Consider the following 25,986-nt stretch of genomic DNA (forward strand, 5'->3'; position numbering starts at 1 on the left):
TTGACCCGAGCCATCGCCGACTGGCAATGTGCGTAGCCTACTGGTCCGACCAGTGCACTAGCCAGGAGGCTGTAAGGCATGAGGCGAATCGGAATCTTGATCGCCGCGGGCGGTCTCCTGCTGGCCACGGCGGCCTGCGGTGGTGGCGCGTCCGGCAACGGGAGCGGCGGCGCCGGCGGCACCCCCAAGGCCCAGTCGCTGTCGGTCGGTTTCGTGGCCGAGCCCGCGAACCTCGACTTCACCTCCACCGAAGGTGCCGCCATCCCGCAGGCGCTGCTCGTCAACGTCTACGAGGGCCTGGTCAAACTCGGCCAGGACGGCCAGATCGTGCCGCTGCTCGCCGAGAAGTGGGACGTCTCGGACGATCGCCGGACCTACACCTTCACCCTGCGCAAGAACGTGACGTTCACCAACGGCGCGCCGTTCACGGCCGACGACGTGGTGTTCTCGCTCGACCGGGTCAAGTCGGACTGGAAGCTCAAGATCAAGTCGCAGCTCGACGTCATCGACAAGGTGGCGAAGAAGGACGACTCGACCGCCGTCGTCACGCTCGAGCAGCCGAGCAACGGCTTCCTCTACTCGATGGCCACCAGGCTCGGCGCCATGTTCAGCCGCACCGGCGTCTCCGATTTGGCCAACAAGCCCGTCGGCACGGGGCCGTACGTGCTGGGCTCGTGGCGGCGCGGCGACTCCATCCAGCTCAACGCCAACCCCTCCTACTGGGGCACGAAGCCGCCGCTGACGGCGATCACCCTGAAATACTTCAAGGACGCCACGGCGATGAACAACGCGCTGCTGACCGGCGGCATCGACGTCATCTCCAGCGTGCAGGCGCCCGAGTCGCTGCAGCAGTTCGCCGACCCCAACCGCTTCGAGACGATCGAGGGCACCACGAACGGCGAGGTGGTGCTGTCCATGAACAACGGCCGCCCGCCGTTCGACGACAAGAAGGTGCGGCAGGCCGTCCGGCACGCCATCGACCACAAGGCGCTGCTCGACACCGCCTGGGCCGGGCGCGGCCAGCTCATCGGCTCGATGGTGCCGCCCACCGACCCCTGGTACGAGGACCGCACCGGCGACTACCCGTACGACCCGGCCAAGGCCAAGGAGTTGCTCGGCGGGAAGACGTACGACGTCAAGATGCGCATCCCCAACCTGCCGTACGCGGTCAACAGCGCCCAGGTCGTCAAGTCGCAGCTCGCCCAGGTGGGGATCACGGCGGAGATCGAGCCGCTGGAGTTCCCGGCCCGCTGGCTGGACCAGGTGTTCACCAAGGGCGACTACGACCTCTCGCTCATCAACCACGTCGAGCCCCGGGATATGGGCATTTTTGCCGATAAGTCGTACTACTTCCGCTACGACAACCCCGAGTTCGGCAAGCTGCTCGCCGCCGCCGACGCGGGCACCGAGCAGGAGCAGGCCGGCAACCTCAAGCAGGCCGCCAAGCTGCTGTCCGACGACGCCGCGGCCGACTGGCTCTTCCTCTTCCCGAACCTGATCGTGGCGAAGAAGGGCGTCACCGGGCTGCCGAAGAACGCCATCGCGGAGTCCTTCGACTTCACCGCGCTCGCCAAGCAGTGACGCTGTACTTCGTCAAACGGGCGGCGGTGCTGATCGCGAGCACCGCCGTGGCCGCGGTCGCGGTGTTCGCGTTCATGGCGCTGCTGCCCGGCGACCCGGCCGAGATCGCGCTCGGCGTCAACGCCACGCCCGAGGCGGTGGCCGAGCTGCGCCGGCAGTTCGGCACCGACCGGGCGCCGGTGGCGCAGTTCCTCGACTGGGCGGGCGGCCTCCTCCAGGGCGACTTCGGCACCTCGTACGTCACCAGCGCCCCCATCGGCCCGCAAATCGGCGACCGGCTCGGCGTCACGGCCGTGCTGGTGCTCGGCGGCATGGCCGTGGCGCTGGTGCTCGCGGTGCCGCTGGGGACGTTCGCGGCCGTGCACCACCGCGACCCGCTCGGCGCGGCGATCAGCGCGGCCAGCCAGCTCGGCATCGCGATCCCCGCGTTCCTGGCCGGCATCCTGCTGGTGTTCGTGTTCGCGGTGCAGGCCCAGGCGCTGCCGTCCGGCGGCTACGTGCCGATCGCGGAGAATCCGGGGGAGTGGCTGCGCAGCCTGCTGCTGCCCTGGTTGTCGCTCGGCCTCGTCCAGGGCGCGGTGCTCACCCGCTACGTGCGCAGCGCCGTGCTCGACGTCATGCGCGAGGACTACCTGCGCACCGCCCGCGCCAAGGGCCGGGGCCGCACCGGCGCGCTGTGGCGGCACGGGCTGCGCAACGCCTCGATCCCCGTCGTCACCGTGCTCGGCCTGCAACTGGCCACGCTGCTGATCGGCGCGGTCGTGGTCGAGCGGGTCTTCGTCATCCCCGGGCTGGGCGACCTGCTGCTCAACGGCGTCGCCGGCCGTGACCTGCTGCTCGTCCAAGGCGTGGTGATGGTGCTGGTGGCGGCCGTACTGCTGATCAACTTCGTGGTGGACGTGCTCTACCACCTGCTCGACCCGAGGCTGCGATGAGAGGCCGGATGAACGCCGGGCTCCTCGTCGGCGGCGCGCTCGTCGGGCTCGTGGTGCTCGCGGCGGTGGCGTCGTTCTTCTGGACCCCGCACGACCCGACGCTCGTGGACGCCGCGCACCGGCTGCGCGAGCCCGGCGGCGGCTACCTCCTCGGGGCCGACAAGTTCGGCCGCGACACCTTCAGCCAGCTCATGGTCGGCGCCCGCACCACCCTCTACGTCGGCATCGTCGCGGTCGGCATCGCGGCCCTCATCGGCACCCCGCTCGGCGTGCTCGCCGGGATGACGCCGCGCGGCTGGCTCTCCGAGCTGGTCATGCGGGTCAACGACCTCGTCTTCGCCTTCCCCGCGCTGCTGCTGGCCGTCATGCTCGGCGCCGTCTACGGGCCCGGCACGCTCACCGCGATGATCGCGATCGGGGTGGCCACCGTGCCGGCGTTCGCCCGCGTGGCCCGCGCCGCCACGCTCCAGGTCATGGTGACCGACTACATCCTGGCCGCCAGGGCCGCCGGGCGGCGGCGCGCGGCGATCGCGGTGCGGCACGTGCTGCCGAACATCGGCTCCATGCTGATCGTGCAGGCGTCGGTGTCGTTCGCCATCGCGATCCTGGCCGAGGCGGCGCTGTCGTTCCTCGGCTTCGGCACCCGCCCGCCGATCCCGTCGTGGGGGCGGATGCTGCAGGAGTCGCAGGAGCTGCTGTTCTCCACCCCGCGCCTGGCCCTGTGGCCCGGCCTGGCGATCGCGCTGGCGGTGCTCGGCTTCAACCTCCTCGGCGACGGGCTGCGCGACTTCCTCGACCCCAAGCTCAGGAGGATCCGTGCTGAAGGTTGAGGACCTCACCGTGCGCGCCGGCCCGGTGGAGCTGGTCCGGGACGTGTCGTTCGGCATCGCGCCCGGCGAGCGGGTGGGGCTGATCGGCGAGTCGGGCTCCGGCAAGTCGCTGACCGCGCTGTCGCTCATGGGCCTGCTGCCCGAGGGCGTCACCGCGGCCGGCCGGGCCAGGCTGGCGGACCGCGACCTGGTCGGCGTGCCGGAGAGCCGGATCAGGGACCTGCGCGGCCGCGACCTGTCCATGGTGTTCCAGGAGCCCATGACCGCGCTCAACCCGCTCATGCGGATCGGCGCCCAGGTCGCCGAGGTCATGACCCTGCACGGCCGCTCCCGCCAGGAGGCCCGCGAGCGGTCCCTGGAGCTGCTCGGCCGGGTCCGCCTGCCCGAGCCCGCCCAGATCGCCCGCGCGTACCCGCACCAGCTCTCCGGCGGCCAGCGCCAGCGCGTCATGCTCGCCATCGCCCTGGCCAACGAGCCCCGGCTGCTCATCTGCGACGAGCCCACGACCGCGCTCGACGTCACGGTGCAGAAGCAAATGCTGGAGCTGATCGCCGAGGTGGCCCCCGCGCTGCTGTTCATCACCCACGACCTCGCCGTCGTCGCCTCCGTCTGCGAGCGCGTCCTGGTCATGTACGGCGGCCGCGTCGTCGAGTCCGGCCCCATCCGCGAGGTCTTCACCCGCCCCCGCCACCGCTACACGCAGGGCCTGCTGGCCGCCTCCCGGCTCACCCCGCGCGGCACCCGCCTGCCCACCATCAAGGGCAGCGTGCCCCCGGCCGGGCGGTTCCCCGGCGGCTGCGTGTTCAGGAACCGCTGCCCGCACGCCACCCCCGCGTGCGAGACCGTGCCGGAGCTGACAGGAGACGGACATGCCTACGCATGCTGGCACCCCGCCCACTGAGGCCCCGCTGATCGAGGTGCGGGAGCTGAGCCGCGTCTACCACCGCCCCCGCACCTCCCTCACCCGGCCGGGCGGCGCCGTCCACGCCCTGCGCGACGTCTCGCTGACCGTACGGCGCGGTGAGCGGTACGGCGTCGTCGGCGAGTCCGGCTCCGGCAAGTCCACCCTGCTGCGCCTCCTCTGCGCCCTCGACCAGCCCACCGGCGGTTCGATCCGCTTCGACGGCCAGAAGATCACCGGCCTGCCGGAGCGGCGCCTGCGCTTCCTGCGCGAGAACCTCCAGATCGTCTTCCAGGACCCGATGAGCTCGCTCGACCCCCGCATGCGCGTGCGCGACCTCGTCGCCGAGCCGCTGGCCGCCCTCGGCCTGCCGGCCGGGAACCGGGTCGCGGAGCTGCTGGAGGCGGTCGGGCTGCCGGCCGAGGCGGCCGACCGGTACCCGCACCAGTTCTCCGGCGGGCAGCGGCAGCGCATCGCCATCGCCCGCGCGCTCGCGCCCCGGCCGAAGGTGCTGGTCGCCGACGAGCCGGTGAGCGCGCTGGACGTCTCCGTACGCGGGCAGATACTCAACCTGCTGGCCGACCTCGTCGACGAGCTGGGGCTCACGCTCGTGTTCGTCTCGCACGACCTGTCCGTGGTGCGGCACGTGTGCGAGACGGTCGCGGTCATGAGCCGGGGCGAGATCGTGGAGACCGGGCCGGTGGACGACGTCTGGGCGGCGCCCGCCCACCCGTACACGCAGGAGCTGCTGCGGGCCGTACCGACTCTGGAGGGATTCCTGTGATCGACGTCGATGCCGATGGAGTGGTGGAGTTCACGCAGGCGCTCGTGCGGATCCCCAGCACCAACGACCCGGCGCGCGGCCGCAGCGAGCGGCCCGCCGCCGAGCTCGTCGAGGCGAGGATGCGGGAGTGGGGCTGGGAACCGGTCGTGTACGAGGCCGCGCCCGGCCGGCCGAACGTGGTCGCCGTCGTCGAGGGCGGCGGCGGCGCCGGGCCGACGCTGATGTTCGAGGGCCACACGGACGTGGTGACCGAGGGCGACCTGTCCACCTGGACCGTGGACCCGTTCGGCGGGGAGATCCGCGACGGCAGGCTGTGGGGGCGGGGCAGCGCCGACATGAAGTCCGGCCTGGCCGCCACCCTGTACGCCACCCGCGCCCTGCAGCTCGCCGGCCCCTTCCCCGGGCGGATCAAGGTCTGCGCGCTGGCCGACGAGGAGGGCCTCATGATCGGCGCCCACCACTTCGTCTCCTCGGGCCTCACCTCCGGCGTGGACGGCGCGATCGTGGCCGAGCCGGAGGCGGGCGAGATCTGCGCCGTCGCCAAGGGAGCCCTGCGGCTGCGGGTGGACCTCACCGGCAAGATGGCGCACGGGGCGATGCCGCAGCACGGCCGCAACCCGATCCAGGCCGTCGGATCCCTGCTGGTGGCGCTGCGGTCGCTGCAGCAGGAGCTGCAGGACCGGCACCCGGCGCACGAGCACCTCGGCGAGGTGTACGTGACCCCGACCGTGCTCCGGGCCGGCACCGAGGAGCAGGTCAACGTGATCCCGGCGGTCGCCTCCCTCTTCGTCGACGTGCGCACGATCCCCGGCGTCGAGCACAAGGAGATCGCCGACCGGGTGGCCGCCCTCGCCGGCTTCGACGGGATCGCCGCCGAGGTGTCGGTGCTGGTGGACCGGCCGCCGGTGGACGTGCCCGTGACCGACCCGGTCGTGGCCGCGCTGGCCGCCGCCCACCGGGCGGTGACGGGGGAGGAGCCGGTGTACGGCGGGGTGCCGGGCTCGACGGACGGGACCGTGCTGACGCATTGGGGCGGCATCCCGTCGGTGGTCTACGGGCCCGGCGGGAAGTGGATCGCCCACCAGGCGGACGAGTTCGTCGAGGTCGAGGAGATCGTGCGGTGTACCCGGGTGTTCGCCGAGGCGGCCCGGCGGTTCCTGAACGGCGACTTCTGATGCGGCTGCCGATGCGGCCGGGGGCCACCAACTCGCTGGTGGACGTGGCGGGGCTGCGGGTGGGGCACGCCCGGCGGGTCGGGGGCGGGCACCGTACCGGGACGACCGTCGTCCTCGCGCCGCCGGACGGGGCCGTGGCCGGGGTGGACGTGCGGGGCGCCGCGCCCGGGACGCGGGAGACGGAGCTGCTCGACCCGCGCAACCTGGTGGAGCGGGTGCACGCCGTGGTGCTCTCCGGCGGGAGCGCGTTCGGGCTGGGAGCGGCCTGCGGCGTGATGGACCGGCTAGCCGACGCCGGGGCGGGCTATCCGGTGGCGGGCGGCGCGGTCCCGATCGTCCCGGCCGCCGTCATCTTCGACCTGGGCCGCGGCGGCGCCTTCCGCGCCGTCCCCGACGCCACCCTGGGCGCCGCCGCCTACGACGCCGCCACAGGCAGCCCGCCCCCTCTCCTGCCGTCCGGGCCCGAGGTCTTTCGGAGGGACGGCTCCTCCGGCGAGGCCCCCACGACCCCCGACGGCGCGAAGCCCTCCGTCCCCGCCGCGGGCGGCGTGCCCGCTTCCCCCTCCCTCGAAGGGGCGCCGGCCCCGGACGGCGGCGGGCGGTTCACGCAGACGACCGCGCCCCCGACGGTGAGCGGGTCCGTCGGGGCGGGGACCGGGGCGGTGGCGGGCGGGCTGGCCGGCGGCGTGGGCACGGCGAGCGCCGTGCTGCCCGACGGCACCACGGTCGCCGTGCTGGCCGTCGTCAACGCCGCGGGCTCCGTCCTCGACCCCCGCGACGCCACCCTGGCGGGCACCAGGTACGGCCTCCCCGGCGAGTTCGACCACCTCAGGCCCCCTTCCCCCGAGGAGGCCGCGGCCTGGAACCCGGACCGGACCCCCGCCTTCAACACCACCATCGGCGTCGTCGCCACCGACCTCACCCTCACCAAGGCCCAGTGCGGCAAGCTGGCGGCGGTCGCCCACGACGGCCTGGCCAGGGCCATCAGACCGGCCCACACCATGACCGACGGCGACACCGTCTTCGGCCTGGCCACCTGCGCCCGCCCCGCCCCCGGTCACGACGCCTTCCAGGACGTGCTGGCGGCCGCGGCCGACGTGTTCAGCCGCGCCGTCGCCCACGCCGTCCTGGCCGCCACCGGCCGCGAGGGCGCGCCCGCCTACCTCGACGTCTTTCCCAGCGCCCTCCGGAGCCGGCCATGACACCAGCCCCCGACCTGCCCCGCGACCTCCCCACCGGCCTGCCGATCGGCGACGGCTGGACGAGGACCGCGGCCACCACGGACGTGATCTTCCCCTACGACGGGTCCCGGGTCGCCGAGGCCCCGCTGGGTACGGCGGCGCACGCCCGCCAGGCCCTCGACGAGGCCCTCGCCGCGGCCCCCGCCATGGCGGCGCTGCCCTCGCACGCCCGCCGCGCCGCCCTCATGCGGACCCATGACGCGCTGGCGGCCAGGCGGGAGGAGTTCGAGCGGCTCCTCGTCCTCGAGACCGGCAAGCCGCTGGTGGACTGCCGGGTGGAGGTGGCCAGGACGCTCGTCACGCTGGCCACGGCCGCCGAGGAGGTCGCCCGGCTGCACGGCGAGACCGTGCCGCTCGACCTGCTGCCCTCCGGCGAGGGGCTGATCGGCTTCTGGACGCGCCGGCCCATCGGCGTCGTCGTCGGCATCACGGGCTTCAACTACCCCCTGCTCCTGGCCGCGCACAAGATCGCACCGGCGGTGGCGGCCGGCTGCCCGGTGATCGTCAAGCCCGCCCCGGCGACCCCGCTGGCCACGCTCCGGCTGGTGGGCCTCCTGCGCGATACCGGCGCCCTGCCCCCGGCCGGCGTGCAGCTCGTCACCGGCGACGTCGAGGTGGGCCGGACGCTGGTGGAGGACCGGCGGATCGGCGCGGTCTCGTTCACCGGCTCGGCCGCCGCCGGCCACGCCATCGCGCGCGCCGCCGCCCCCACCAAGGTGCTGCTGGAGCTCGGCTCGAACGCGGCGCTCGTGGTGGCGGCCGACGCCGACCTCGGGGCGGCCGCGGACGCGGTCGTGCGCGGCGGCTACTACGCCTCCGGCCAGGCGTGCATCTCGGTGCAGAGGGTGCTGGTCGAGGAGCCCGTACGCGAGGAGTTCGGGTCCCTGCTGGCCGGACGCGTCAAGAACGTCACCGTCGGCGACCCGCGCCTGCCCGGCACCCGTGTCGCCCCGCTCATCGACGAGGCGGCCACCGACCGCGTGCTGGAGTGGATCGCCGCGTCCGGGGCCCGCGTGCTCGCGGGCGGGCACCGCGACGGCCGGGCCATCGCGCCGACGGTGCTGGACGGCGTGCCGGACGGCGCCACGGCCTGGGACGAGGAGATCTTCGGGCCCGTCGTGTGCGTCCGGCCGGTGCCCGACCTCGACGCCGCCTTCACGGCGGTCAACCGGTCGCGGTACGGCCTGCACGCGGCGGTGTTCACCCGCTCGCTCGCCACGGCGTTCGCGGCGATCGAGCGCATCGAGGCCGGTGGGGTCGTGGTCAACGACGTTCCGGGGTTCAGGGCGGACAACATGCCGTACGGGGGTGTCAAGGACTCGGGGTCCGGCCGCGAAGGGCCCCGGTTCGCCATCGAGGAGCTCACCGTGACCAGGATGGCCATCATCCGGCCGTGACTCCGCACGACCGTGCCGGCCGCCCGTGAGCCCCGGAGGGCACCACGGACGACCGGCACGGCTCACCCGATGACCGGGCTTCCGGTCACATGAAGGGATTCGTTACAGCTCGGCGCGGATCTCGCGCAGGTGGTGCCGGATCACCGGTGCGCTGTCGCGCGCCAGGTCCTTCACCCGAGCGGAGTGCCCGCGCCGCAGCTCCCGCTGCCCCAGCCAGAGCGCGTGTTCGTGCGCATCGGCCTGCAGGCGCAGCCAGGCGCGGTCGAAACGCGGACCGGACCTGGCGACCACCGCGCGCAGGTCGTCCCGCTGCGCGGCGCTGGGGGAGGTGGGAAGGCGGACGTCGAGCCGGTCGGCGACCCCGCGCAGCCGCGCGTCCAGCCTGCGGTGATCGCGGATCAGCCGCCAGGCGATGCCGCGGACATCCCTGTCACGCGACTCGCGCAACGCGGCCTTCGCGGCCGCGATCTCGGCGAGGTGGCCCCTGTGCGCCGCCCTCAGGTACGCCCTGTCCTGAGCGGGTACGCGCAGTGCCCAGCCGGTCTCGCTGACGGCGGCGCTCGGCGCGGCCGTCCCCGGGGTCTGGGCCTGAGCGGCGGGGGCGATGGTCAGTGCCAGCACGGCCGCGATGCCCGCGGGTGCTAACTTCCGTGCTGTTCTCATGGGTCCCTCCTTTCCTGGGACCCGTGCCCGCTGCCCAATCCGGGCCGAGGTATTCAGGTTGATTCGGGCGGCTCAATTCGGCGGGTCGTAGCGGCCGTCCACGGCGGTCCAGCCGCCGTCCACGTACAGCACGGAGCCGGTCACGAAGCTCGCCGCGTCGCTCGCCAGGTAGACCACCGCGCCGGCCATCTCCTCGGCCGCCGCCCACCGGCCGAGCGCGCTCTTGGCGGCGTACGCGGCGTACCAGCCGGGATTGTCCTTGATCTGCCTGGTCAGCGGCGTCTCCACCACCCCCGGCGCGATCGCGTTCACCCGCACCCCGCTCGGCCCGAACTCCGCCGCCGCCGTACGCAGCAACTGCACCAGCCCCGCCTTCGTGGCCGAGTAGACGCTCTGCCCCGGCTCGGTGACCGAGGCCCGGATCGAGGCGAACCCGATGATCGACCCGCGTCCCCGCTCGACCATGCCCGCCCCGAACGCGCGCACCACGTCGAACGAGGCCCGCAGGTTCAGCCCCACGACCCGGTCGAACTCCTCGCCGGAGTAGTCGAGCAGGCGCTTGCGCACGTTCGTGGCCGCCGTGAACACCAGCACGTCGGCCGGCTCCTCCGCGGCCAGCGCGCGCACCGCCCCCTCGTCCAGCACGTCGACCAGCCGGGCGGTTCCGCCGCTGCCGGCCGCGGTCTCCGTCGCGGCCGGCAGGTCGCGGTCGGCGCAGACCACGGAGGCCCCGTGGGCGGCCAGCGCCAGCGCCGCCTCCCTGCCGATCCCGCTCCCTGCGCCGATCACCACGGCCCGCCGCCCGTCCAGGCGGAACAGCGCGTCATATCCCATAGCAGGCACCCTAGCGACTGGTCCGACCAGTACACCAGGTCCGCGCGGGCCGCTTCAGTGCCGGTCGCGGGCGGCCTCCCAGCCGGAGCGCAGCAGCTCGTACTCGACCTCGCCGTGCTCCGAACCCTCGATGGCCTCGAACCCCTCCAGGTGGAACGTACGGACCAGCCGCAGCCCGCACTTCTCCATCACCCGCCGCGACCCGAGGTTGACCGCCATCGTCTGGGCGAACACCCGGCGGGCGCCCAGCTCAGCGAACGCCTTGTCGATCAGCGCGAGCGACCCCTCCGTCGCGACCCCCCTGCCCCACGCCGCCTTGTGCAGCCGGTAGCCCAGCTCGGGCTCCTCGTCCGATCCGTTCCCGGCCGGTCGCAGGTGGAACCAGCCGAGGAACGCGCCCGACGGCTTCTCCAGGGCCGCGAAGAACCCGCCGGCGACGAACCTGGGCAGGGTCCGCTCGACGATCGTCTCCCGCGGCGTCGGCTGGCCGCCGTTGAGGTAGCGCATGACCTCGGGGTCGTTGTGCAGGGCGAACAGGTGGTCCTCGTCGGACTCGGTGAAGCGGCGCAGGATCAGCCGCTCGGTCTCCAGGTAAACGCGCACCGGGGCACGGTAGCCGACGCGGCGGACGTTCTCGACGGGTTTTCGGCCATCAGCGGGCCGTCAGCGACTCCGACAGCTCGCGCAGCCGGGCCCGGGCCCCGGGTCGTAGGCCTGCTCCAGCGCCTGCGCGGGCCGCGTGCCGTCGAAGAAGCGCCCGGACACCTCGTCCAGCGCGGGGTCGGTGACCAGCCGCGAGGTCGCCTCCACGCCCTCGCTCAGCTCGCTCGCGGGCGTGGCCACGACCATCTTGGTCGGCATGTACGTCGCCGGGTGCAGCGCGTTCGCGGTGACCCCGGTGCCCGCCAGCTCCTCGGCCAGGTCCACGGTGAACATCACCTGGGCCAGCTTGCTCTGGCAGTACGCGCGTACCCCGCTGTAGTCCTTGACCAGCATCACGTCGTCGAAGTCGATCGGCGCCTGGCCCAGGCTGCTGACGTTCACGATCCTGGACGGGGCCGCCGACCGCAGCACCGGCAGCAGCAGCCGGGTGAGCAGGAACCCTGCCAGGTAGTTGACCGCGAACCTGAGCTCGTGCCCGTCCGCGCTCTCCTGACGCGCCCCGCCGCCCGGCACGGTCGTCCCGATGCCCGCGTTGTTGACCAGCGTGTCGAGCCCCTTGTGCTCGGCGGCGACGGCCGCGGCCAGCTCGCGCACCTGGTCGATTGAGGCCAGATCCGCGCGGTACCAGTGCAGCCGGGCTCCCGGCACGCGCGCGCGGATCTCCTCCATCGTGGCCTGCCCGCGCCCGTCGTCCCGGCCGTGCACCAGGACGGTCGCGCCCCGGCCCGCGAGGTCGGCGGCCAGCGCCCGGCCGAGACCGTCGGTCGCGCCCGTGACCAGGATCGTCCGCTGCTCCATGGGACGCATGCCCACCTCCACTCCGGCTCTCCCGAACCTCCACCCCGGCCCTCCCGATCCGACGCTACCCCGTCCGCCGTGCGGAATCCGGCCCGCTGCTACCCTCCCGTCCCGGGCCGTCGCTACTGAGAGGTGCACATTGGTCGATCTGAGCTTCGACATCGCGGGCGAGCTGCGGGTGCGGCGCCTGGGCTACGGCACGGGACAGCTCACCGGGCACGGCTACTGGGGGCCGCGGCTGGAGCCGGAGCAGGCGGTGCGCGTGCTGCGCCGCGCCGTGGAGCGCGGGGTCACGCTCGTCGACACCGCCGACAACTACGGCCCCGACCTGGCGGAGGAGCTGGTGGCGCGGGCGCTGCACCCGTACGCGGAGGGGGTCGTGGTGGCGACCAAGGGCGGCGTCGTGCGTACGGGGCCGAACGTCTGGCACGTCGCCGGGCGGCCCGAGCGGCTGCGGGCCATGTGCGAGGCCAGCCTGCGCCGCCTCAGAACGGAGACCATCGACCTCTACCAGCTCCACCGGCTGGACCCGGAGGTGCCCCTGGCCGACCAGCTCGGCACCCTGGCCGAGCTGCGGCGGGAGGGCAAGATCCGGCACATCGGCCTCGACACGGTCACGGCCGGCGAGCTGCGGCGGGCGCTGGAGGTGACGGAGATCGCCTCGGTGCAGAACCGCTACAACGTGCTCGACCGGGAGTCCGAGCCGGTGCTGCGGCTGTGCGAGGAGCGCGGGCTGGCCTTCCTGCCGTGGTTCCCCCTCGGCAACGGTTCCCTGACCACCGCCACCACCGCAACCGCCACCACCACCACTGCGGCGACCGGAGCCGGCGGGGCCACCGGCGGGCCCGGGGACGGCGCGCGCCCGGCAGGTGGCGCGGCGGGCCTGGCGGAGGTGGCGCGGCGGCACGGGGCGAGCGCCGGGCAGGTGGCGCTGGCCTGGCTCCTGCACACCTCGCCGGTCACCCTGCCGACCCCCGGCACGGGCTCGCTCACCCACCTGGAGGAGAACCTCGATGCGGCGGCCATCGAGCTCACCCCGGAGGACCTGTCCGCCCTGGACCCGCTCGCCTGAACCCGCCCGCCACGACGGAACGGCCCGGGGCGTGGCGGCGAGGTTGTGTCCGGCGACCCGCCCGGTTCGCCGGACTTGTAAGGCGGCTTGCGAAAGATCTGTAAGGCGCCTTACGATCTGCGCATGGTCAACAGGGAACGGCCTCCGTACGAAGAGCTGGAGGCACGCTTCGGCGCCCCCGTCGGTGTGGAGGAGGCGCGCGCCCGCTGGGGCGCCCTCGTGCACGCCGCCAGGAGCGGCACGGTCACGCTGATCACCCGCGAGCGCTGGGAGTGGGCCGCGCTGGTCCCGCTGCCGGAGGTGTCCGGGGTGCTGAGCGGCCTGCCGGTGCTGTCGCTGTCAACGGCCCGCTCCAAGCTCGGCGACCTCGTCCGCCAGACCGCCGGCCCGTACGACGAGGGCCCCGTGCTGCTGACCCGCCACCGCACCCCGGTCGCCGCCCTGATCGCGGCCCGTCGCCTCCTCGACCGGCCCGCTGCCCGGCGCCGCGCGACCGCCGAGGACCTGCTGTCGCAGGGGCACACCATCTCCCTCGTCCGTGGCCCGGCGGACGGGGTCGTCGCCGTCGCCCGCGACCGCGACGGCAAGGAGATCGCGGCCGGCTCGGGCGCCGACATCGCCGCGGCCCTGGTGTCGCTGATGGAGTGATCAGGCCGTTCCGGTCGGTTCGACCAGGGCGTCGGGGCCGGGGAAGACGAGCTGCTCGTGGCCGTCGTCGAAGCGGACGAGGTAGGGCGGCGACCCGGCGGCGCCGCGTACCTCGAGGATCTCGCCCTTCCTGGACGCCTGACCGACGACGGCGCCGCGGATGATCAACATGTCACCGACATTCGCCTGCATGGTGGACTTCCTCTCGGCTGGGCTGTGGCGACTTCGTGGTGCCCTCCCACAGTGCACCAGCCCGGCCCTCCCGGGAAGCCGGTGAGCCCCTCCGGCGGGCGTCAGCGGGGCTCGCGCCGGTAGGGGGCCGTGTCGTCCGGCTCGGCGGGGCTCGCGAACCGGAACGGCACCCCGAACCGCTTCGCCAGCGCCCGCCCGGCCGCCCCGGCCTCCTCCGCCTCCGGCCACGGCGGCACCTGGCCGTTGAACACCCGCAGGTCGCCGCCGTGGCGCACCTGCGCCAGGCGGTGCTCGGCGCGCGGCCCGGCGGTGACGGCCAGCAGCTCGATCATCCAGCCGAACGAGTCACCGTCCCACACGGCCTCGATCGCCTCCAGCCGGCCGGGCAGCGCCGCGATCGTGGCGGACAGCGCGTCGAGGTCGAGGGGCGGGGAGGGCCACGGGTCGAGGCTCTGCCCGAGGGCGGTGGCCCGCCAGGTCACGGTGTCCAGGCACTCGTACAGGCCGGGGCCCCTCTGGTACGGGCCGGTCTGCGGCTCGGCCATGCCGGGGCCCGGTCCGGCCGGTCCGGCCTGCGCCAGGCCCTCCCGCACGGCCTGGATCGCCTGCAGCATGCGGCCGTCCCGGATCAGGGCGTCCACGCGGTCGCGCACGCCGCCGGGCAGGGAACTCCACAGCGGGTCGTCCATCGATCACACTCCTCCGAGGTCGCCCCAGCAGTACACACGGGAGCGGCGGGCGCGGTCCATGCCGTTGTACACGTCCCGGCCGCACGGACGCGCCGGGGGAACCTGGCCGCTCCGGGGCTCGCCGCCCGCGATTCGCTAGCGCGCCGCCGGCGCGTACACGTGGCCGAGCCCGAGCGGCGGCGCCGGCGGCAGCGGCTCGGCGTGCTCGGCCCGGAAGGACTGCAGCAGGTACGCCACCAGCCGCCGCGACCCGGCCGCCGCCACCTCCCCGGGCTCGGCCGCGATGGCGTTGCCGGCCTTGAGCAGCAGCACCAGGTCCGCGAGCTCGAAGTCGGCGCGCAGCTGCCCGGCGTCCTTGGCCCGCCGCACCACCTCGGCGAAGCAGAGCTCGGCCCGCCCCCGGAGACGCTCGAAGTCGACCGCCTCCGGGAACGCCGTCAGGAACGCCGCCGTGAACCCCCGGTCGGCGAGCTGCATCGCGCACACCTTCTCGATCGCCGTGCGGAACGCCCGCCACGGGTCCGGATCGGCCATCGCCTCCTCCACCGCCGCCCCGCAGGCATCGAGCTGGTCGGCGAACACCTCCGTGACCAGCGACTCCCGCGACGGGAAGCGCCGGTAGAGCGTCGCCACCCCGACGCCCGCGCGGCGCGCGATCGCCGCCATCGGCACGTCGAGCCCGCGCGTGGCGAACGCCTCCCGCGCGGCGTCGAGGATGCGGTCGCGGTTGTGCCGCGCGTCCGCGCGCAGTCCGGCGGCCGCCGGGGGAGGCGCTATCCGAGAGGGATGACCAGGCATGTTTCTCACATTAGCGTAAGTGGACGGCCCCATCCGCTTAGCGCGCTAGCGTCACTGGCAGGAACTCTGCAAGAGGGGATGAAAAGGACAGTGAGTGACATGCGCGCGGCCCTCTACGACCGGTACGGGCCCCCTGAGGTGCTGTACGAGGGCATCGTGCCCAAGCCGGTCCCCGGCCCCGGTGAGGTGCTGGTGCGCGTGCACGCCACCAGCGTCAACGGCGGCGAGCTGCACGGCCGGGCGGGCCGGGTCCGGCTGGTGACCGGGCTGGTGGAGCGGGGCTTCCCGAAGCGTACGGGCGTCGACTTCGCCGGCGAGGTCGTCGCCCTCGGCCCCGGCGCGTCCGGCCCGGCGGTGGGCGACCGGGTGTGGGGGCTGCTGGGCCGCTCGTTCGGCAGCGCGGCCGAGTTCGTGGCCGTCCGGCCCCGCCGGCTGTCCCGTGTCCCGGCCGGGCTCGACCTGGCCGAGGCCGCGGCGCTGCCCGCCGTGGGCACGACGGCGATCACGGCGCTGCGTGACAAGGCCGCGCTCGCGGCGGGCGAGCGGCTGCTCGTCCGCGGCGCGGCCGGCGGCGTCGGCAGCGTCGCCGTCCAGCTCGGCAAGGCCATGGGCGCCCACGTCACCGCGCTCGCCGGGGCCCGGAACCTGGACCTCGTCCGCGACCTCGGCGCCGACGAGGTCCTCGACTACGCCACCACCGGCCCGGCCGGCCTGGGCGCGTTCGACGTGGTCCTGGACACCGTCGGCACCGCCCATCCCGCCTACCGCCGCCTCCTGACGCCGGGCGGCCGCATGGTGGCGATCGCCTTCGACCTCAAGCGCGCCGCGGCGTCCCTGTCGTACGTCGCCGCCTCCGCCGTGTTCGGCCGGCGGCGCGTGCGCTTCTTCAGCGGCAACCCCACCCATCGCCTCCTCGCCGACCTCGCCCGGTACGTGGAGACCGGCGCGATCCGGCCGGTCGTCGACACGGTGTTCCCGCTCGCCGGCATCGCCGAGGCGCACCGGGCCCTGGAGTCCGGGGGCGTGCGCGGCAAGATCGTCGTCCGGGTCGGCTGATCCCCTGATCGTTGACGCGGCCGCGGGCGCTGCCTAAACTCATCACATAATGAATTAGGAGCGTCGCCATGCGCAGAACACCCGCAGCCGTCGTCAGCGCAGCCTTCTTCGCCGCCGCCCCCGGAACCGTCGCCGTGCTCGTCCCGTACTGGATCAGCGGCTGGCGGATGCGCGGCCCCTTCCCGGACCCGGTCATGATCCCGCTCAGGGCACTCGGCGCGATCCTCGTGCTGGCGGGGCTGGCCGTGCTGGTCGACGCGTTCGTCAGGTTCGTGCTGGAGGGGCTGGGCACGCCGATCCCGGTCGCGCCGCCCGACCGGCTGGTGATCGGCGGGCTCTACCGGTACGTCCGCAACCCCATGTACGCCGCCGTCTTCGCCGCCGTCCTGGGCCAGGCCATGATCTTCGGCGATCCCTGGATCCTGGTCTACGCCGCCGTCCTGGCGATCCCGGTCTACTCCTTCGTCCGCTGGTACGAGGAGCCGGACCTGCGCCGGCGCTTCGGCGCCGACTATGACGCCTACCGCTCCCATGTGCCGGGATGGTGGCCGAGAGTGCACCCGTACCAACCGTGAGTCCCGAGAAAATTGGGGCCCCATGTCGGGAGCGGTTTGACTCCTAGTGAGGAACTATGGTCGTCTCGTGACCTATGTTTCTGATGGGATGAATTAGATAGGTCCGGGGGAGAACGCTTCATGCCGCACGCCCTCCTGCGCGTGCTCGCTTCGACATCCATCGCCGGCACGGTCCTCGTGGCCCTGCCGCCTACCGCCGGAGCGCAGTCCCAGCCCGTACCGGCACAGGCCCGGACCGCGCAGGCGGGTCCCGCGCAGGTGCGGCCCGTGCCCGCCGTCCAGGAGCCGCCGGCCGCCGTCGTGACCGTCCCGCAGCGGCCCTCGCTCGCCCTGCGGGCGACCGGGGACGAGAAGGTCGGGCCGGACGCGCCCGAGGTGACCACCCCGGCCGGGCCGGGGCTCATCGACGAGATCATCGCGGGCGCCGCCGCCGTACAGGAGGAGCAGGGGCTGGGCAGGCAGGCGCCCGACCCCGCCGACCTGCTGCCGGACACCACCCGGGCCGAGACGCTGGGCCTGGTCAAGCCGCTGGCCGCGATCGCGAAGTCGTTCGAGGGGCTGGGGAAGGCCATGCCGGGGATGACGTACCGGCTGTGCGTCGAGAGCGCCGACGTGCCGGTCTCCTGCTCGATCCGGCAGCCCGTCGGCGTGCCGGTGGCCGCCGACGTGACCGGCGACGCCCTTCCCGACCTGGCGGCCGACCTGGTGCCCGCCGCGAGCCCCGCCGAGGGCGCGATAGGGCTGGGGTTCGCCGTCAGGCGGCTCTCCCGCGAGAACCTCAAGGCCCAGGTCTGGGCCGAGTACGACGGCAAGGTCTCGGTCGGCTTCGACGGCCTGCGCCGAGGGGCGTCGCTGTCGGCCTCCGACTGGGGCACGTTCACCGTGGACCTGGCCGGCAAGCGGGTCAGGGCCACGGTCAAGCGCAAGGAGCCGGGCGAGTCCGCCGCCCTGGTGGCCGCGCTGACCGGGCGCAGCGCCGTGAGCCTGCGCCAGACGCCCGCCACCGAAGAGCTCACCGTGAACGCCGCCCTCGACTCCCGCTCGCTGGACGTCGCCGCCTCCGCGCCCGCCAGGCTGGAGGCGCTCGCCGTGACCGGCCGCCGCCTCACCCACGCCGTGCTCGACCGCATGCCCGCCCGCGCCGAGGTGCGGCTGGCGGGCGGCGAGATCAGCTTCACCAGCCCCTCCTCCATCGGCCGCGCCCAGGTGGACGACCTCGACTACCGCGACGGCCGCCTGGCCAGGGTGACCCGGGTCGGGCTGCGGCGCGTGCCGCCGTCCTTCACCGCCAGGTACGGCACCGCCAACGGCGAGCAGAGCCTGTCCGTCGCCGCCGGGTCCGGCCGCTCGCGCTCCGGCGCCGCGAGCCTGCTGTACTTCGACCGGGCCGCCGGCAAGACCGTGCTGAAGGCCGAGCTGAGCGAGCTGCCCGCCAGGGTGCGGCTGGTCAACGACCTGGCCGAGCACCGCGTCACGCACACGACCAGCTCGCCCATCGGCAGGTTCGCGGTGGTGCTGCAGCGCAACGAGGGCGCCATCTCCAGCCCGCGCGGCGGGCACGTCACCATGATCAAGGACGGCGCCGCGGTGGGGGTGTCGGGGCTGCTGTCGGGGCTGTCCGGGTTCGACGTCACGTACGGGGCCGCGCCGCACGCCCACCTGGAGGTGGACTCCAGCGGCCGGTCGTTCGTGGGCGCGGCCAGCATCGACCGCACCCACGTGGCCCGCCTGGAGATCTCCAACACCCCCGCCAAGGTGGACGTCACGCTCGACCCCGCCGCCAGGAAGGCCGTCTACCAGGCCAGCGGCGTGATCGACAAGCTCCGCGCCGCCTACACGAACCTCCGCTCGGGCCCCACGATCGACGGCACCGTGCTCGGCGTGCACGACGACGTGACGGCGTCGTGGGAGCTCGGCGAGCGCACGACCGTCAAGGTCGCGACGTCCTCGACGTTGGAGCAGGTGCGGATTTATGCCAATAAAGCGCACGTGACCAGCACGGCGGGGGCCGCGTCGCCAGGGGCTTCGGGCGCGTCAGGAGCGGCATCGGGGACGCCGTCAGGGTCGGCGTCGGGGTCGGCGTCGGGGTCGGCGTCGGGCGCGGGCGAGGACGTGCGCGCCACCGTCGAGGGCGTGCGCGAGCGGGCCGAGCTGGTGACCGACGCCAGGGCCGGAACCCTGACCTGGACCTCGGACGCGCCGGTCGAGAAGGTGTCGGCGCTGGCCAGGGTGAAGCTGGGCGACCGGTACGCCAGGGCCGCCGCCGAGGTCACCGGCGTGCCGGCCAGGTTCGACGCCTCCTGGGACGCCGCCGCGTACCGCTTCCGCGGCCTGTCGGGGCCGGTGGGGTCGGCGGCGCTGGCGTTCACCAACCACGACGGCGCCACGTCGCCCGCCGGGCCGCACCTGGCGGCCCACTACGACCAGGCCACCGGCGACCTGGACGCCAGCGTGCTGGTCAAGGGGCTGTCGAACGTCGAGTTCAGCCCCGCCGCGCAGGGGTTCACCGCCGACTTCCGCTCGGCCAGGCAGACCCTCGCCGTGGACGCCGACGTCACGCAGGGCGACACGCGGTTCGGCCTGATCGGCACGCTCGGCCCGGTGCCCGGCCGGCTGGCCGTCTCCTCGGCCGACGGCAAGCTCACCTACTCCGGCTCCCGCCTGGACGTGCGCGCCCGCGCCTGGCTCGGCAAGACCGCGGCGCTCGACCGCATGCGCGCCGCGCCGGCCGTTCCGGGCGGCGTGTCGCTGGTGGACGGCGGCTGCGCCGCCGGGTCGCCGGGCTGCGCGCCGGGCCCCTTCTGCACGCCGCAGCGCGGGTGCTTCGGGCTGCAGGGTTACCTGGACGTGACCGGGCTGCCCGACCAGGTCACCGTGGACCTTGCCGGCAAGACGTTCGCGTTCTCCGGATTCGCCCCCGAGCGCCGCAGCCTGGGCGTGTACCTGGCCAGCAGCGTCCTGTCACCCGTGCCGATCAAGGTCAGGGCCACGCTGACCGGCCTGCCCTCCAAGATCACCAGCATGGCGCTGGGGCCGTTCGGCGTGGGGCAGGGGAACGCGGTGCAGGCGTCGTACCGGATCGAGCCGGCCGCCACGCTGGGCACGCTCGACGTGCGGGCCGAGGCGGGCGGGCTGCGCGGCCACGTCGCCATCGACCCGGTCCCCGCGGCGGTGGCCGTCCAGGCGACGTACGGGGCCAGGACCCGCATCCGAGTGACCAACTCCGCGGTCGTCAAGAACCTCACCACCAAGGTCACCCTGGCCGGGAAGGGCACCGGGGAACTGCGCCTCTCCGACGTGCCCGCCGTCTTCGGGGTGGACGCCGACGCCTCGGCCGCCGGGCTGAGTGTGCCGGCCGTCACGTACAAGGCGGTGGGCGGCGCCAGCACCCTTGACGGCCACCTCGGCGTGGAGGGCGGCCTGGTGGACCCGTCCGGCCGGCTCGGGGACGTGTCGTTCGCGGTCAAGGACCTGGCCGCCGACACCACCGTCCGGCTGAACACCGACCAGTCGCTCGACCTGGTCTCCAAGCCGGTCCCCACGGGGCGCGTCACGCTGCGCGCGGGGCTCAGGGTGGATCCCGTCGCGGCGCAGGGCATCGCGGTGAGCAAGGAGGTCCCGTACACGACCGGCTTCCTCACCTACCACGTCGGCGGCCGGTTCGGGCTCGGGAAGAGCGCGATCGAGAACGTCGCGCTCTCGGTCCAGCGCGTGTCGTGGCTGCGGATCCGGCCGGGCAAGGTCCCGTTCGGGCTGAAGGCGCCCCCGGCCCTGGGGTACGTCGCCCCCGGCTTCGAGGGGGACTACGGGACCCTCAAGATCGCCGCCAAGGGCGTGGACCTGCGGCCCGACGTCAGCCTGGACCTCAAGCTGAGCCGGGGGATCGGCAGCGACGTGTTCCACGAGTCCGTCCGGATCGGCCCGGTCACCTCGCTCGCCCTGCGCCGCTACGACCAGCGGATGCGCCGCATCGGGGCCAAGCAGGAGATCAAGGCGGCGGGGATCGGCCTGGCGTGCGTGACGGTGGACGCCAAACCCGGCTTCGCGGCCGGCGCGGGCACCAACTCCATCACGCTGCGCGGGGCCGACGGGCCGCAGATGGTGTCCCTGCTGGACCCGGGCGGGCAGGTGCCGGACTATGCGGTGGACCTGCTGACGCACTTCATGAGCCCGTTCCCGGGGGCGGACTGGAAGGTGGCGGGCACCAGGGCGGGCTCCTGCGCCTCCGACGGCACCGCACCGCGATCGGAGTCCCGGTGAGCCTGTTCCCGCCGGAGAGGCGGGCTACCGGGGGCCGCGGTAGCCCGGCGGGGGCTGCTCGCCCTCGTACGGGGCCACCGGGCGGTCCGTGAGGAACGCCCGCAGCACCCCGAGGTAGGCGGCGCCGCGGTCGTCCCCGACGTAGGTGAGGCGGGCGCCGGGCAGCGCGCGCCGGTAGCCGGTGGCGGCCGACCAGCTCTGGGCGTCGCACGGGCCCTTGACGATCAGCACGGGCGCCGTCACGCCGGCCAGGTCGCGGCGCAGCGACGCCGGGGCCGGCCGCCCCGACAGGGCGACATAGCCACCTCCCCCCACCGGGCCGGCCGTGCCGCCCGGGGACGGGCACGGGGACGGGGATCGGCGGCGCAGGAGGGTGAGGTGGGCGTCCAGGCCCGGGTCGCCCGCGAACGCGTGGGCCGCCGCCGGGTCCACCTCCAGGAGCGTGGAGACCGCCAGCGTGCGCGGGTCGGGCAGCCCTCCGGCGCCGAGAGGCCCGAGGAAGGCCGCGGCGGTCTCCGGGCGGCCGGCCCCGCGTCCCGGTGAGAGCCCGTCCGGGGAGTACAGGACCGTCCTGGCCACCCGGTCCGGATGTGCGGCCAGGTACGCGGCCGCCACCTGCGCCCCATGCCCCCGGGCCACCAGGTTCAGCCGCTCGGCGCCGACGGCCAGCCGGATGGCCTCCAGGTCCGCCGCGTCCCGTGCCAGACCGTACCCCCGGGGGTCGACCAGCCGCGCCGAGCGACCCGCGCCGAGCTGGTCGTAGACGTAGACCCGGAAACCGTCCGCCGCCAGCCGCCCGTAGAACGCCGAGTCCCCGGCCAGGTCGCCCACCCCGGGGCCGCCGTGCAGGAACACCACCGGCTCCGGCCGGGTGACCCGCTTCGGCGCCACCCGTACGTACGCCAGCTCCGACCCCGTGGACAGCCGCCACGACCGCTGCCCGGCCACCTTCGACGGCGCGCCGGACGGCGCGGCCGGCTCCAGCGTGGCCACGGAGACCTGCCAGATCACCGCCGCCGCCACGCCCAGCACCACCAGCGCGCGTAACCAGCGCCCCCACGCCACCACCGGCCGGGGCACGCACAGCAGCAGCCCGAGGAAGAACACCGAGCCGAACACCGCCAGCCCCGCCACCGTGAACACCGCCGGCCGCGCGCCCACCATCGCCGTCCCGGCCAGCGCGGCCAGCCCCAGGACCGGCGACAGGGCCAGCACCCCGGCACCCGCCACCGCACGTCCGGCCAGCCTGGCGAAAGAAGCCACGGAAGGGACGCTAGTGCACGCCCCCCGTTCCGGTCAGGGAAGTGAGCGGCCCAGGCGCAGGCGGATGCGGTCACCCCGCCGTACGGACTCGCGCACGGTCCACACGCGCTCGTCGATCACCGTGCCCTTGGCCGTCATGTATCCGCCCATCCTCAGCACCGGCCGTCCCGTGTCGTCGCTGAGCAACCGGGCCCGGGACTCGGAGTCGTCGCCGAACAGCACGAGGAAGTCGTCCGCGCCCGCCGGGGCGTCCAGGATCAGACCGGGATAGAGATGGGAGTAAGGGACCTCGATAACATGCTCGATCACGCGTAAACGTCTACCCCGATGTCACGCTTTCAGCTTTGAGCCAGGAGCGGGATAGCGCTTTCCAGCGTCATGGGGTGAAATATCAGCATCCTTTCTACAGGCTGGAGTACCACGTGCCACTGTTCGACATGCCGCTCGAGCAACTCCGCAACTACCTCCCCGACCGTGATGAGCCCGCCGACTTCGACGACTTCTGGTCCGCCACCCTGGCCGAGGCCGGGGAGTTCGACCTGGCCGCCGAGTACGTCCCGTACGAGCTGCCCTTCACCGGCGTGGACGTGTTCGACGTGTCGTTCGCCGGATGGGGCGGGCACCGCATCAACGGCTGGTTCCTGCTGCCGCGTGGCGCGGAGGGGCCGGTCCCGTGCGTGATGCACTACATCGGCTACAGCGGCGGGCGCGGGTTCGCCAAGGACCACCTGATGTGGCCGGCCGCGGGGTACGCGGTGTTCGTGATGGAGACCCGCGGCCACGGCGGCGCGAACGTGGGCAGCCCCGGCTCCACCGGCGACCCGCACGGCAGCGCGGGGCCGCAGGCGCCCGGCATGATGACCCGCGGCATCCTCGACCCCGCCGACTACTACTACCGGCGCGTGTTCACCGACGCGGTCAGGGCGGTCGACGCGGCGGCGGCGCACCCGGCCGTGGACGCCGGTCGCATCGTGGCCTCCGGCGGCAGCCAGGGCGGCGCCATCGCGCAGGCCACCGCGGCCCTGCACCCGGGGGTCAAGGCGGCGCTCATCGACGTGCCGTTCCTGTCGCACTTCCGGCGGGCCGTGGAGATCACCGGGCGCGACCCGTACCAGGAGCTCGTCAGGTATCTGGCCACCCGGCGGGACAGCGCCGACCAGGTGTTCCGCACGCTGGCGTATTTCGACGGCGTCAACTTCGCGGCCCGCGGCCGGGTGCCCGCGTTGTACTCGGTCGCGCTGATGGACGACGTCTGCCCGCCGTCCACGGTGTTCGCCGCCTACAACCACTGGCAGGGTCCCAAGGAGATCACCGTGTGGCCCTGGAACAACCACGAGGGCGGGGGCGGCTATCAGTCGGAGGAGCAGCTCCGCTATCTGCACAAGCTCCTCGGCGACGGCTGATCCGGCGACCGGGCAGGCGACAGTACTGACGGTTCAGGCACGGCCGGGCGGCGAGCCCGCCGTGCCGGAGTCCCGATCGGCTCCGGCACGGCGGGGGCCGCCTCAGGCGTTCTGCTCGGTGACCAGGAAAGACACGCTTCCCTGGTCATCGGCTCCGGCGTCCAGGGACTTGTCCTCCAGCACGGTCGCGGCCACAGGATCGAGATAGACCCGCGCGCCCTCCGCCTCGACCACTGCGTCCGCCGGTTCGGGGGCGGTGGCCAGGGTAAGGGTGAGCGAACTCGCGCCCTCTCCCTGAGACGAGATGCGAATCCCGCTCTGGGAAGGCTCGGGCGCGGCCGCGGTCAGATCACGGATCGCCTGGGCTGCGTTGGCTGTCAGGGTGAGCACTACGGCTCCTCCTCACGGTCGACGTTCAGGAGTTGCCTGCCCTTCCCCCAACTCTCGGGCTCAACCCTTCTCGACCCTTTCTTTACCAAGAATTCCGCGATGATCCCGTACGGATCCGGCCTGCATGGACAATGGGCCCCATGGACTTCGCGAAGCAGAGGGAAGCCATGGTGGCGCAGCTGCGCAAGCGCCAGGACATCAGCGAGCCCGTGGCCGCCGCCATGCTCGCGGTCCCGCGCCACCTCTTCGTGCCGGACGTCGAGCCCGAGGACGCCTACCGTGACGAGCCCATCGTCACCAAGCTCGACGCGCAGGGCCGGCCGATCAGCTCGTCCTCGCAGCCGGCCATCATGGCGACCATGCTCGACCAGCTCGCCGTCGAGCCCGGCCACCGGGTGCTGGAGATCGGCGCGGGCACCGGTTACAACGCGGCGCTGCTGGCCCACCTCACCGGGCCCGAGGGGCGGGTGGTCAGCGTGGACATCGACGAGGACATCGTCACGCGGGCCAGGGCCCACCTGTCCGGCGCGGGCCTGCCGCAGGTCGAGGTGGTCTGCCGCGACGGCGCCGGCGGCCACCCGGAGCGGGCCCCGTACGACCGGCTGATCGCCACCGTCGGCGTGTGGGACCTGGCGCCCGCCTGGCTGGAGCAGCTGAGCGCGGACGGGCGGCTGGTGGTGCCGCTCGACCTGCGCGGCGTGCAGGTGTCGGCGGCCATGGAGCGGGCCGGCGACCACTGGGCCAGCAGGTCCGTGGCGCCGTGCGGGTTCATGCGGATGCGCGGGCCGTTCGCGGGCACCGAGGTCGTCACCGTGCTGCGCCAGGACCCCCACGTGGCGCTGGCGCTGCCCGAGCCGCGCGAGGTCGGCGACGTGCTCGCGGCGCTCGAAGCCGTGCCCACCGAGATCACCGTCAAGATGGAGGAGGCGGCGTCGCCGTTCGCGGTCGTCATGGGACTGTCGTTGTGGCTGGCGCTGCACGAGCCGCGCTGGTGCGCCGTGACCGGCAAGCTGTCCGGCCGCGGCTACGGCGCCACCGCCGGCATCGTCGAGGGCGACAGCATCGCGCTGCTCTTCATGGAGGGCGCCCTGGTCGCGCGCGGTCACGGAGCGGGCGGGGCCAAGCTGGCGGCGGAGCTGGCCGCGCACGTCAAGGCGTGGGACGAGGCGGGCCGGCCCGAGGCGGGCGCCCTGCGCATCGAGGCCCACCAGGGGCCGGTCTCCGGCAGGCCGCTCGTCATCGCCAAGCGCCACACCACGCTGGTGCTGGACTACGGCTGACGCTCCTGGGCGGGAGGGCTCGGACCGTCCACACGCCGTCGCGGACGAGGTCGCGCCCGGCCAGCTCGTTCGACTCCCGCCACGCCTGCAGCCGGTGCGGCGTGATGTGGAAGTAGTGGTGGGAGCCCGCCTCCTTGCGCGGATCGAAACCCGCCTTCTCCGCGAACGCGTCGCCTTCCACCGCCGGGATCTCGGTCGCGGGCGTGGCCCGGGCCGTCCCCTCGATCAGCACCACGTCGCGCACCAGCCCCACGGACACGCGCACCTTGCCGTTGGCCAGCAGGTTGCGCGCCGTCGGGCTGGCGCCGGTCGTGCTGATGAGCAGGGTGGTGCCGTCCCAGAGGAACGACAGCGGCACGAGGTAGGGGGTGCCGTCCTCGCCGGCCGTGGCCACCCAGGCGTCCACGTCCTGCTCCAGCCGCTGGCGGGTGCCATTGTCGGGGACGGCCCGCGTACGGGAAATCCGGCCGGCCGCCGCGCCCGGGCACCTGGAATGCCAGGAGGCCACCCGCCCGACGGTTACTCTCTGTAGCGACGACGTATCACCATGTCATAGGA

General features: G+C 73.9%; 26 protein-coding genes. 15 read left to right on the plus strand and 11 right to left on the minus strand.

Annotated features, from left to right (window positions below; genetic code table 11):
- Positions 1 to 78 precede the first annotated feature (78 nt).
- The 8 genes from ACTWPW_RS13465 to ACTWPW_RS13500 are packed head-to-tail and all read left to right on the plus strand — an operon-like array spanning position 79 to position 8,844.
- Positions 79 to 1,581, plus strand: coding sequence for an ABC transporter substrate-binding protein (locus ACTWPW_RS13465; RefSeq protein ID WP_443168906.1), 1,503 nt, complete (start codon positions 79 to 81; stop codon positions 1,579 to 1,581).
- Entirely contained in the window at positions 1,578 to 2,516 is a 939-nt protein-coding gene (locus ACTWPW_RS13470; RefSeq protein WP_375108578.1) for an ABC transporter permease, read from the plus strand. Before ACTWPW_RS13465 ends, ACTWPW_RS13470 begins: the two co-directional genes overlap by 4 nt.
- Before the next feature lie 8 nt (positions 2,517 to 2,524).
- The gene (locus ACTWPW_RS13475) at positions 2,525 to 3,346 is read left to right on the plus strand and encodes an ABC transporter permease (RefSeq protein ID WP_364126504.1); all 822 of its coding nucleotides are present in this window, start codon (positions 2,525 to 2,527) and stop codon (positions 3,344 to 3,346) included.
- Entirely contained in the window at positions 3,333 to 4,247 is a 915-nt protein-coding gene (locus tag ACTWPW_RS13480) for an ABC transporter ATP-binding protein (RefSeq protein ID WP_443168907.1), read from the plus strand. The genes ACTWPW_RS13475 and ACTWPW_RS13480 overlap by 14 nt, the downstream gene beginning before the upstream one ends.
- Positions 4,216 to 5,031 carry an ATP-binding cassette domain-containing protein gene (locus tag ACTWPW_RS13485; RefSeq protein WP_443168908.1) on the plus strand — a complete coding sequence of 272 codons (816 nt, stop codon included), beginning with the start codon at positions 4,216 to 4,218 and terminating at the stop codon, positions 5,029 to 5,031. The genes ACTWPW_RS13480 and ACTWPW_RS13485 overlap by 32 nt, the downstream gene beginning before the upstream one ends.
- Positions 5,028 to 6,206: a M20 family metallopeptidase gene (locus ACTWPW_RS13490; protein ID WP_443168909.1), complete on the plus strand. Its 1,179-nt coding sequence runs from the start codon at positions 5,028 to 5,030 to the stop codon at positions 6,204 to 6,206. Before ACTWPW_RS13485 ends, ACTWPW_RS13490 begins: the two co-directional genes overlap by 4 nt.
- Complete coding sequence (locus ACTWPW_RS13495; protein ID WP_443168910.1) at positions 6,206 to 7,408, plus strand: P1 family peptidase; 1,203 nt, start codon at positions 6,206 to 6,208, stop codon at positions 7,406 to 7,408. The genes ACTWPW_RS13490 and ACTWPW_RS13495 overlap by 1 nt, the downstream gene beginning before the upstream one ends.
- Entirely contained in the window at positions 7,405 to 8,844 is a 1,440-nt protein-coding gene (locus ACTWPW_RS13500; protein WP_375108573.1) for an aldehyde dehydrogenase family protein, read from the plus strand. Before ACTWPW_RS13495 ends, ACTWPW_RS13500 begins: the two co-directional genes overlap by 4 nt.
- Positions 8,845 to 8,946: 102 nt before the next feature.
- On the opposite strand, the gene ACTWPW_RS13505 is transcribed toward ACTWPW_RS13500, so the two are convergent.
- The 4 genes from ACTWPW_RS13505 to ACTWPW_RS13520 form a co-directional block, all read right to left on the minus strand.
- A complete protein-coding gene (locus ACTWPW_RS13505; RefSeq protein WP_375108572.1) occupies positions 8,947 to 9,507 on the minus strand; it encodes a DUF4142 domain-containing protein in 561 nt (186 codons plus the stop codon).
- A gap of 72 nt (positions 9,508 to 9,579) precedes the next feature.
- Positions 9,580 to 10,341, minus strand: a complete 762-nt coding sequence (locus ACTWPW_RS13510) for an SDR family NAD(P)-dependent oxidoreductase (RefSeq protein WP_443168911.1) — start codon at positions 10,339 to 10,341, stop codon at positions 9,580 to 9,582.
- A gap of 54 nt (positions 10,342 to 10,395) precedes the next feature.
- Positions 10,396 to 10,944, minus strand: a complete 549-nt coding sequence (locus ACTWPW_RS13515) for a GNAT family N-acetyltransferase (RefSeq protein WP_443168912.1) — start codon at positions 10,942 to 10,944, stop codon at positions 10,396 to 10,398.
- A 60-nt stretch (positions 10,945 to 11,004) separates the two neighbouring features.
- Positions 11,005 to 11,811 (minus strand): SDR family NAD(P)-dependent oxidoreductase, encoded by an 807-nt coding sequence (locus ACTWPW_RS13520; protein ID WP_443168913.1) that lies wholly within the window; start codon positions 11,809 to 11,811, stop codon positions 11,005 to 11,007.
- A 130-nt stretch (positions 11,812 to 11,941) separates the two neighbouring features.
- On the opposite strand from ACTWPW_RS13520, the gene ACTWPW_RS13525 reads away from it, so the two are divergent.
- Both ACTWPW_RS13525 and ACTWPW_RS13530 read left to right on the plus strand, forming a co-directional pair.
- A complete protein-coding gene (locus tag ACTWPW_RS13525) occupies positions 11,942 to 12,874 on the plus strand; it encodes an aldo/keto reductase (protein WP_443168914.1) in 933 nt (310 codons plus the stop codon).
- A gap of 123 nt (positions 12,875 to 12,997) precedes the next feature.
- Positions 12,998 to 13,522: a type II toxin-antitoxin system prevent-host-death family antitoxin gene (locus ACTWPW_RS13530; RefSeq protein WP_443168915.1), complete on the plus strand. Its 525-nt coding sequence runs from the start codon at positions 12,998 to 13,000 to the stop codon at positions 13,520 to 13,522.
- Here the strand turns inward: ACTWPW_RS13530 and ACTWPW_RS13535 are convergent, their stop codons facing one another.
- The 3 genes from ACTWPW_RS13535 to ACTWPW_RS13545 all read right to left on the minus strand — a co-directional run bounded on the left by ACTWPW_RS13535 (position 13,523) and on the right by ACTWPW_RS13545 (position 15,201).
- Positions 13,523 to 13,714 carry a DUF1918 domain-containing protein gene (locus ACTWPW_RS13535; protein WP_375108566.1) on the minus strand — a complete coding sequence of 64 codons (192 nt, stop codon included), beginning with the start codon at positions 13,712 to 13,714 and terminating at the stop codon, positions 13,523 to 13,525. It lies immediately after the preceding gene.
- Between the two features lie 101 nt (positions 13,715 to 13,815).
- Entirely contained in the window at positions 13,816 to 14,403 is a 588-nt protein-coding gene (locus ACTWPW_RS13540; RefSeq protein WP_443168916.1) for a hypothetical protein, read from the minus strand.
- Positions 14,404 to 14,538: 135 nt separating this feature from the next.
- Positions 14,539 to 15,201 carry a TetR/AcrR family transcriptional regulator gene (locus tag ACTWPW_RS13545; protein ID WP_443168917.1) on the minus strand — a complete coding sequence of 221 codons (663 nt, stop codon included), beginning with the start codon at positions 15,199 to 15,201 and terminating at the stop codon, positions 14,539 to 14,541.
- 99 nt (positions 15,202 to 15,300) lie between these two features.
- Here ACTWPW_RS13545 and ACTWPW_RS13550 point away from each other — a divergent pair, with 99 nt between their 5' ends.
- The 3 genes from ACTWPW_RS13550 (at position 15,301) to ACTWPW_RS13560 (ending at position 21,092) form a co-directional block, all read left to right on the plus strand.
- Positions 15,301 to 16,257, plus strand: coding sequence for an NAD(P)-dependent alcohol dehydrogenase (locus ACTWPW_RS13550; RefSeq protein WP_443168918.1), 957 nt, complete (start codon positions 15,301 to 15,303; stop codon positions 16,255 to 16,257).
- 68 nt (positions 16,258 to 16,325) lie between these two features.
- Positions 16,326 to 16,832, plus strand: a complete 507-nt coding sequence (locus ACTWPW_RS13555) for a methyltransferase family protein (RefSeq protein ID WP_443168919.1) — start codon at positions 16,326 to 16,328, stop codon at positions 16,830 to 16,832.
- Between the two features lie 120 nt (positions 16,833 to 16,952).
- Positions 16,953 to 21,092: a hypothetical protein gene (locus ACTWPW_RS13560; RefSeq protein ID WP_443168920.1), complete on the plus strand. Its 4,140-nt coding sequence runs from the start codon at positions 16,953 to 16,955 to the stop codon at positions 21,090 to 21,092.
- A 24-nt stretch (positions 21,093 to 21,116) separates the two neighbouring features.
- Here the strand turns inward: ACTWPW_RS13560 and ACTWPW_RS13565 are convergent, their stop codons facing one another.
- Both ACTWPW_RS13565 and ACTWPW_RS13570 read right to left on the minus strand, forming a co-directional pair.
- On the minus strand, positions 21,117 to 22,355 hold the full coding sequence (locus ACTWPW_RS13565) for an alpha/beta fold hydrolase (protein WP_443168921.1): 1,239 nt from the start codon (positions 22,353 to 22,355) through the stop codon (positions 21,117 to 21,119).
- 33 nt (positions 22,356 to 22,388) lie between these two features.
- Positions 22,389 to 22,664, minus strand: a complete 276-nt coding sequence (locus ACTWPW_RS13570) for a hypothetical protein (protein ID WP_375108559.1) — start codon at positions 22,662 to 22,664, stop codon at positions 22,389 to 22,391.
- A 113-nt stretch (positions 22,665 to 22,777) separates the two neighbouring features.
- Between ACTWPW_RS13570 and ACTWPW_RS13575 the strand changes: the two genes are divergently transcribed.
- On the plus strand, positions 22,778 to 23,758 hold the full coding sequence (locus tag ACTWPW_RS13575) for an acetylxylan esterase (protein WP_375108558.1): 981 nt from the start codon (positions 22,778 to 22,780) through the stop codon (positions 23,756 to 23,758).
- A gap of 102 nt (positions 23,759 to 23,860) precedes the next feature.
- On the opposite strand, the gene ACTWPW_RS13580 is transcribed toward ACTWPW_RS13575, so the two are convergent.
- Positions 23,861 to 24,148 carry a HesB/IscA family protein gene (locus ACTWPW_RS13580; protein ID WP_375108557.1) on the minus strand — a complete coding sequence of 96 codons (288 nt, stop codon included), beginning with the start codon at positions 24,146 to 24,148 and terminating at the stop codon, positions 23,861 to 23,863.
- A gap of 140 nt (positions 24,149 to 24,288) precedes the next feature.
- On the opposite strand from ACTWPW_RS13580, the gene fxlM reads away from it, so the two are divergent.
- Positions 24,289 to 25,428 carry a methyltransferase, FxLD system gene (gene fxlM, locus ACTWPW_RS13585; RefSeq protein WP_443168922.1) on the plus strand — a complete coding sequence of 380 codons (1,140 nt, stop codon included), beginning with the start codon at positions 24,289 to 24,291 and terminating at the stop codon, positions 25,426 to 25,428.
- Here fxlM and ACTWPW_RS13590 read toward each other — a convergent pair.
- Positions 25,385 to 25,936, minus strand: coding sequence for a pyridoxamine 5'-phosphate oxidase family protein (locus ACTWPW_RS13590; protein WP_443168923.1), 552 nt, complete (start codon positions 25,934 to 25,936; stop codon positions 25,385 to 25,387). The two genes, fxlM and ACTWPW_RS13590, sit on opposite strands and share 44 nt — an antisense overlap.
- Between the last annotated feature and the right edge of the window lie 50 nt (positions 25,937 to 25,986).

The organism is Nonomuraea sp. KM90 (assembly GCF_052246675.1).
Classification (GTDB): Bacteria; Actinomycetota; Actinomycetes; order Streptosporangiales; family Streptosporangiaceae; genus Nonomuraea.

Bases quoted from the DNA above. Each gene is read 5' to 3' on its own strand.
- ACTWPW_RS13465 (WP_443168906.1), top strand. From the start codon at position 79: ATGAGGCGAATCGGAATCTTGATCGCCGCGGGCGGTCTCCTGCTGGCC.
- ACTWPW_RS13475 (WP_364126504.1), top strand. From the start codon at position 2,525: ATGAACGCCGGGCTCCTCGTCGGCGGCGCGCTCGTCGGGCTCGTGGTG.
- ACTWPW_RS13485 (WP_443168908.1), top strand. From the start codon at position 4,216: ATGCCTACGCATGCTGGCACCCCGCCCACTGAGGCCCCGCTGATCGAG.
- ACTWPW_RS13495 (WP_443168910.1), top strand. From the start codon at position 6,206: ATGCGGCTGCCGATGCGGCCGGGGGCCACCAACTCGCTGGTGGACGTG.
- ACTWPW_RS13500 (WP_375108573.1), top strand. From the start codon at position 7,405: ATGACACCAGCCCCCGACCTGCCCCGCGACCTCCCCACCGGCCTGCCG.
- ACTWPW_RS13505 (WP_375108572.1), bottom strand. From the start codon at position 9,507: ATGAGAACAGCACGGAAGTTAGCACCCGCGGGCATCGCGGCCGTGCTG.
- ACTWPW_RS13510 (WP_443168911.1), bottom strand. From the start codon at position 10,341: ATGGGATATGACGCGCTGTTCCGCCTGGACGGGCGGCGGGCCGTGGTG.
- ACTWPW_RS13520 (WP_443168913.1), bottom strand. From the start codon at position 11,811: ATGCGTCCCATGGAGCAGCGGACGATCCTGGTCACGGGCGCGACCGAC.
- ACTWPW_RS13530 (WP_443168915.1), top strand. From the start codon at position 12,998: ATGGTCAACAGGGAACGGCCTCCGTACGAAGAGCTGGAGGCACGCTTC.
- ACTWPW_RS13535 (WP_375108566.1), bottom strand. From the start codon at position 13,714: ATGCAGGCGAATGTCGGTGACATGTTGATCATCCGCGGCGCCGTCGTC.
- ACTWPW_RS13540 (WP_443168916.1), bottom strand. From the start codon at position 14,403: ATGGACGACCCGCTGTGGAGTTCCCTGCCCGGCGGCGTGCGCGACCGC.
- ACTWPW_RS13545 (WP_443168917.1), bottom strand. From the start codon at position 15,201: ATGCCTGGTCATCCCTCTCGGATAGCGCCTCCCCCGGCGGCCGCCGGA.
- ACTWPW_RS13550 (WP_443168918.1), top strand. From the start codon at position 15,301: ATGCGCGCGGCCCTCTACGACCGGTACGGGCCCCCTGAGGTGCTGTAC.
- ACTWPW_RS13555 (WP_443168919.1), top strand. From the start codon at position 16,326: ATGCGCAGAACACCCGCAGCCGTCGTCAGCGCAGCCTTCTTCGCCGCC.
- ACTWPW_RS13560 (WP_443168920.1), top strand. From the start codon at position 16,953: ATGCCGCACGCCCTCCTGCGCGTGCTCGCTTCGACATCCATCGCCGGC.
- fxlM (WP_443168922.1), top strand. From the start codon at position 24,289: ATGGACTTCGCGAAGCAGAGGGAAGCCATGGTGGCGCAGCTGCGCAAG.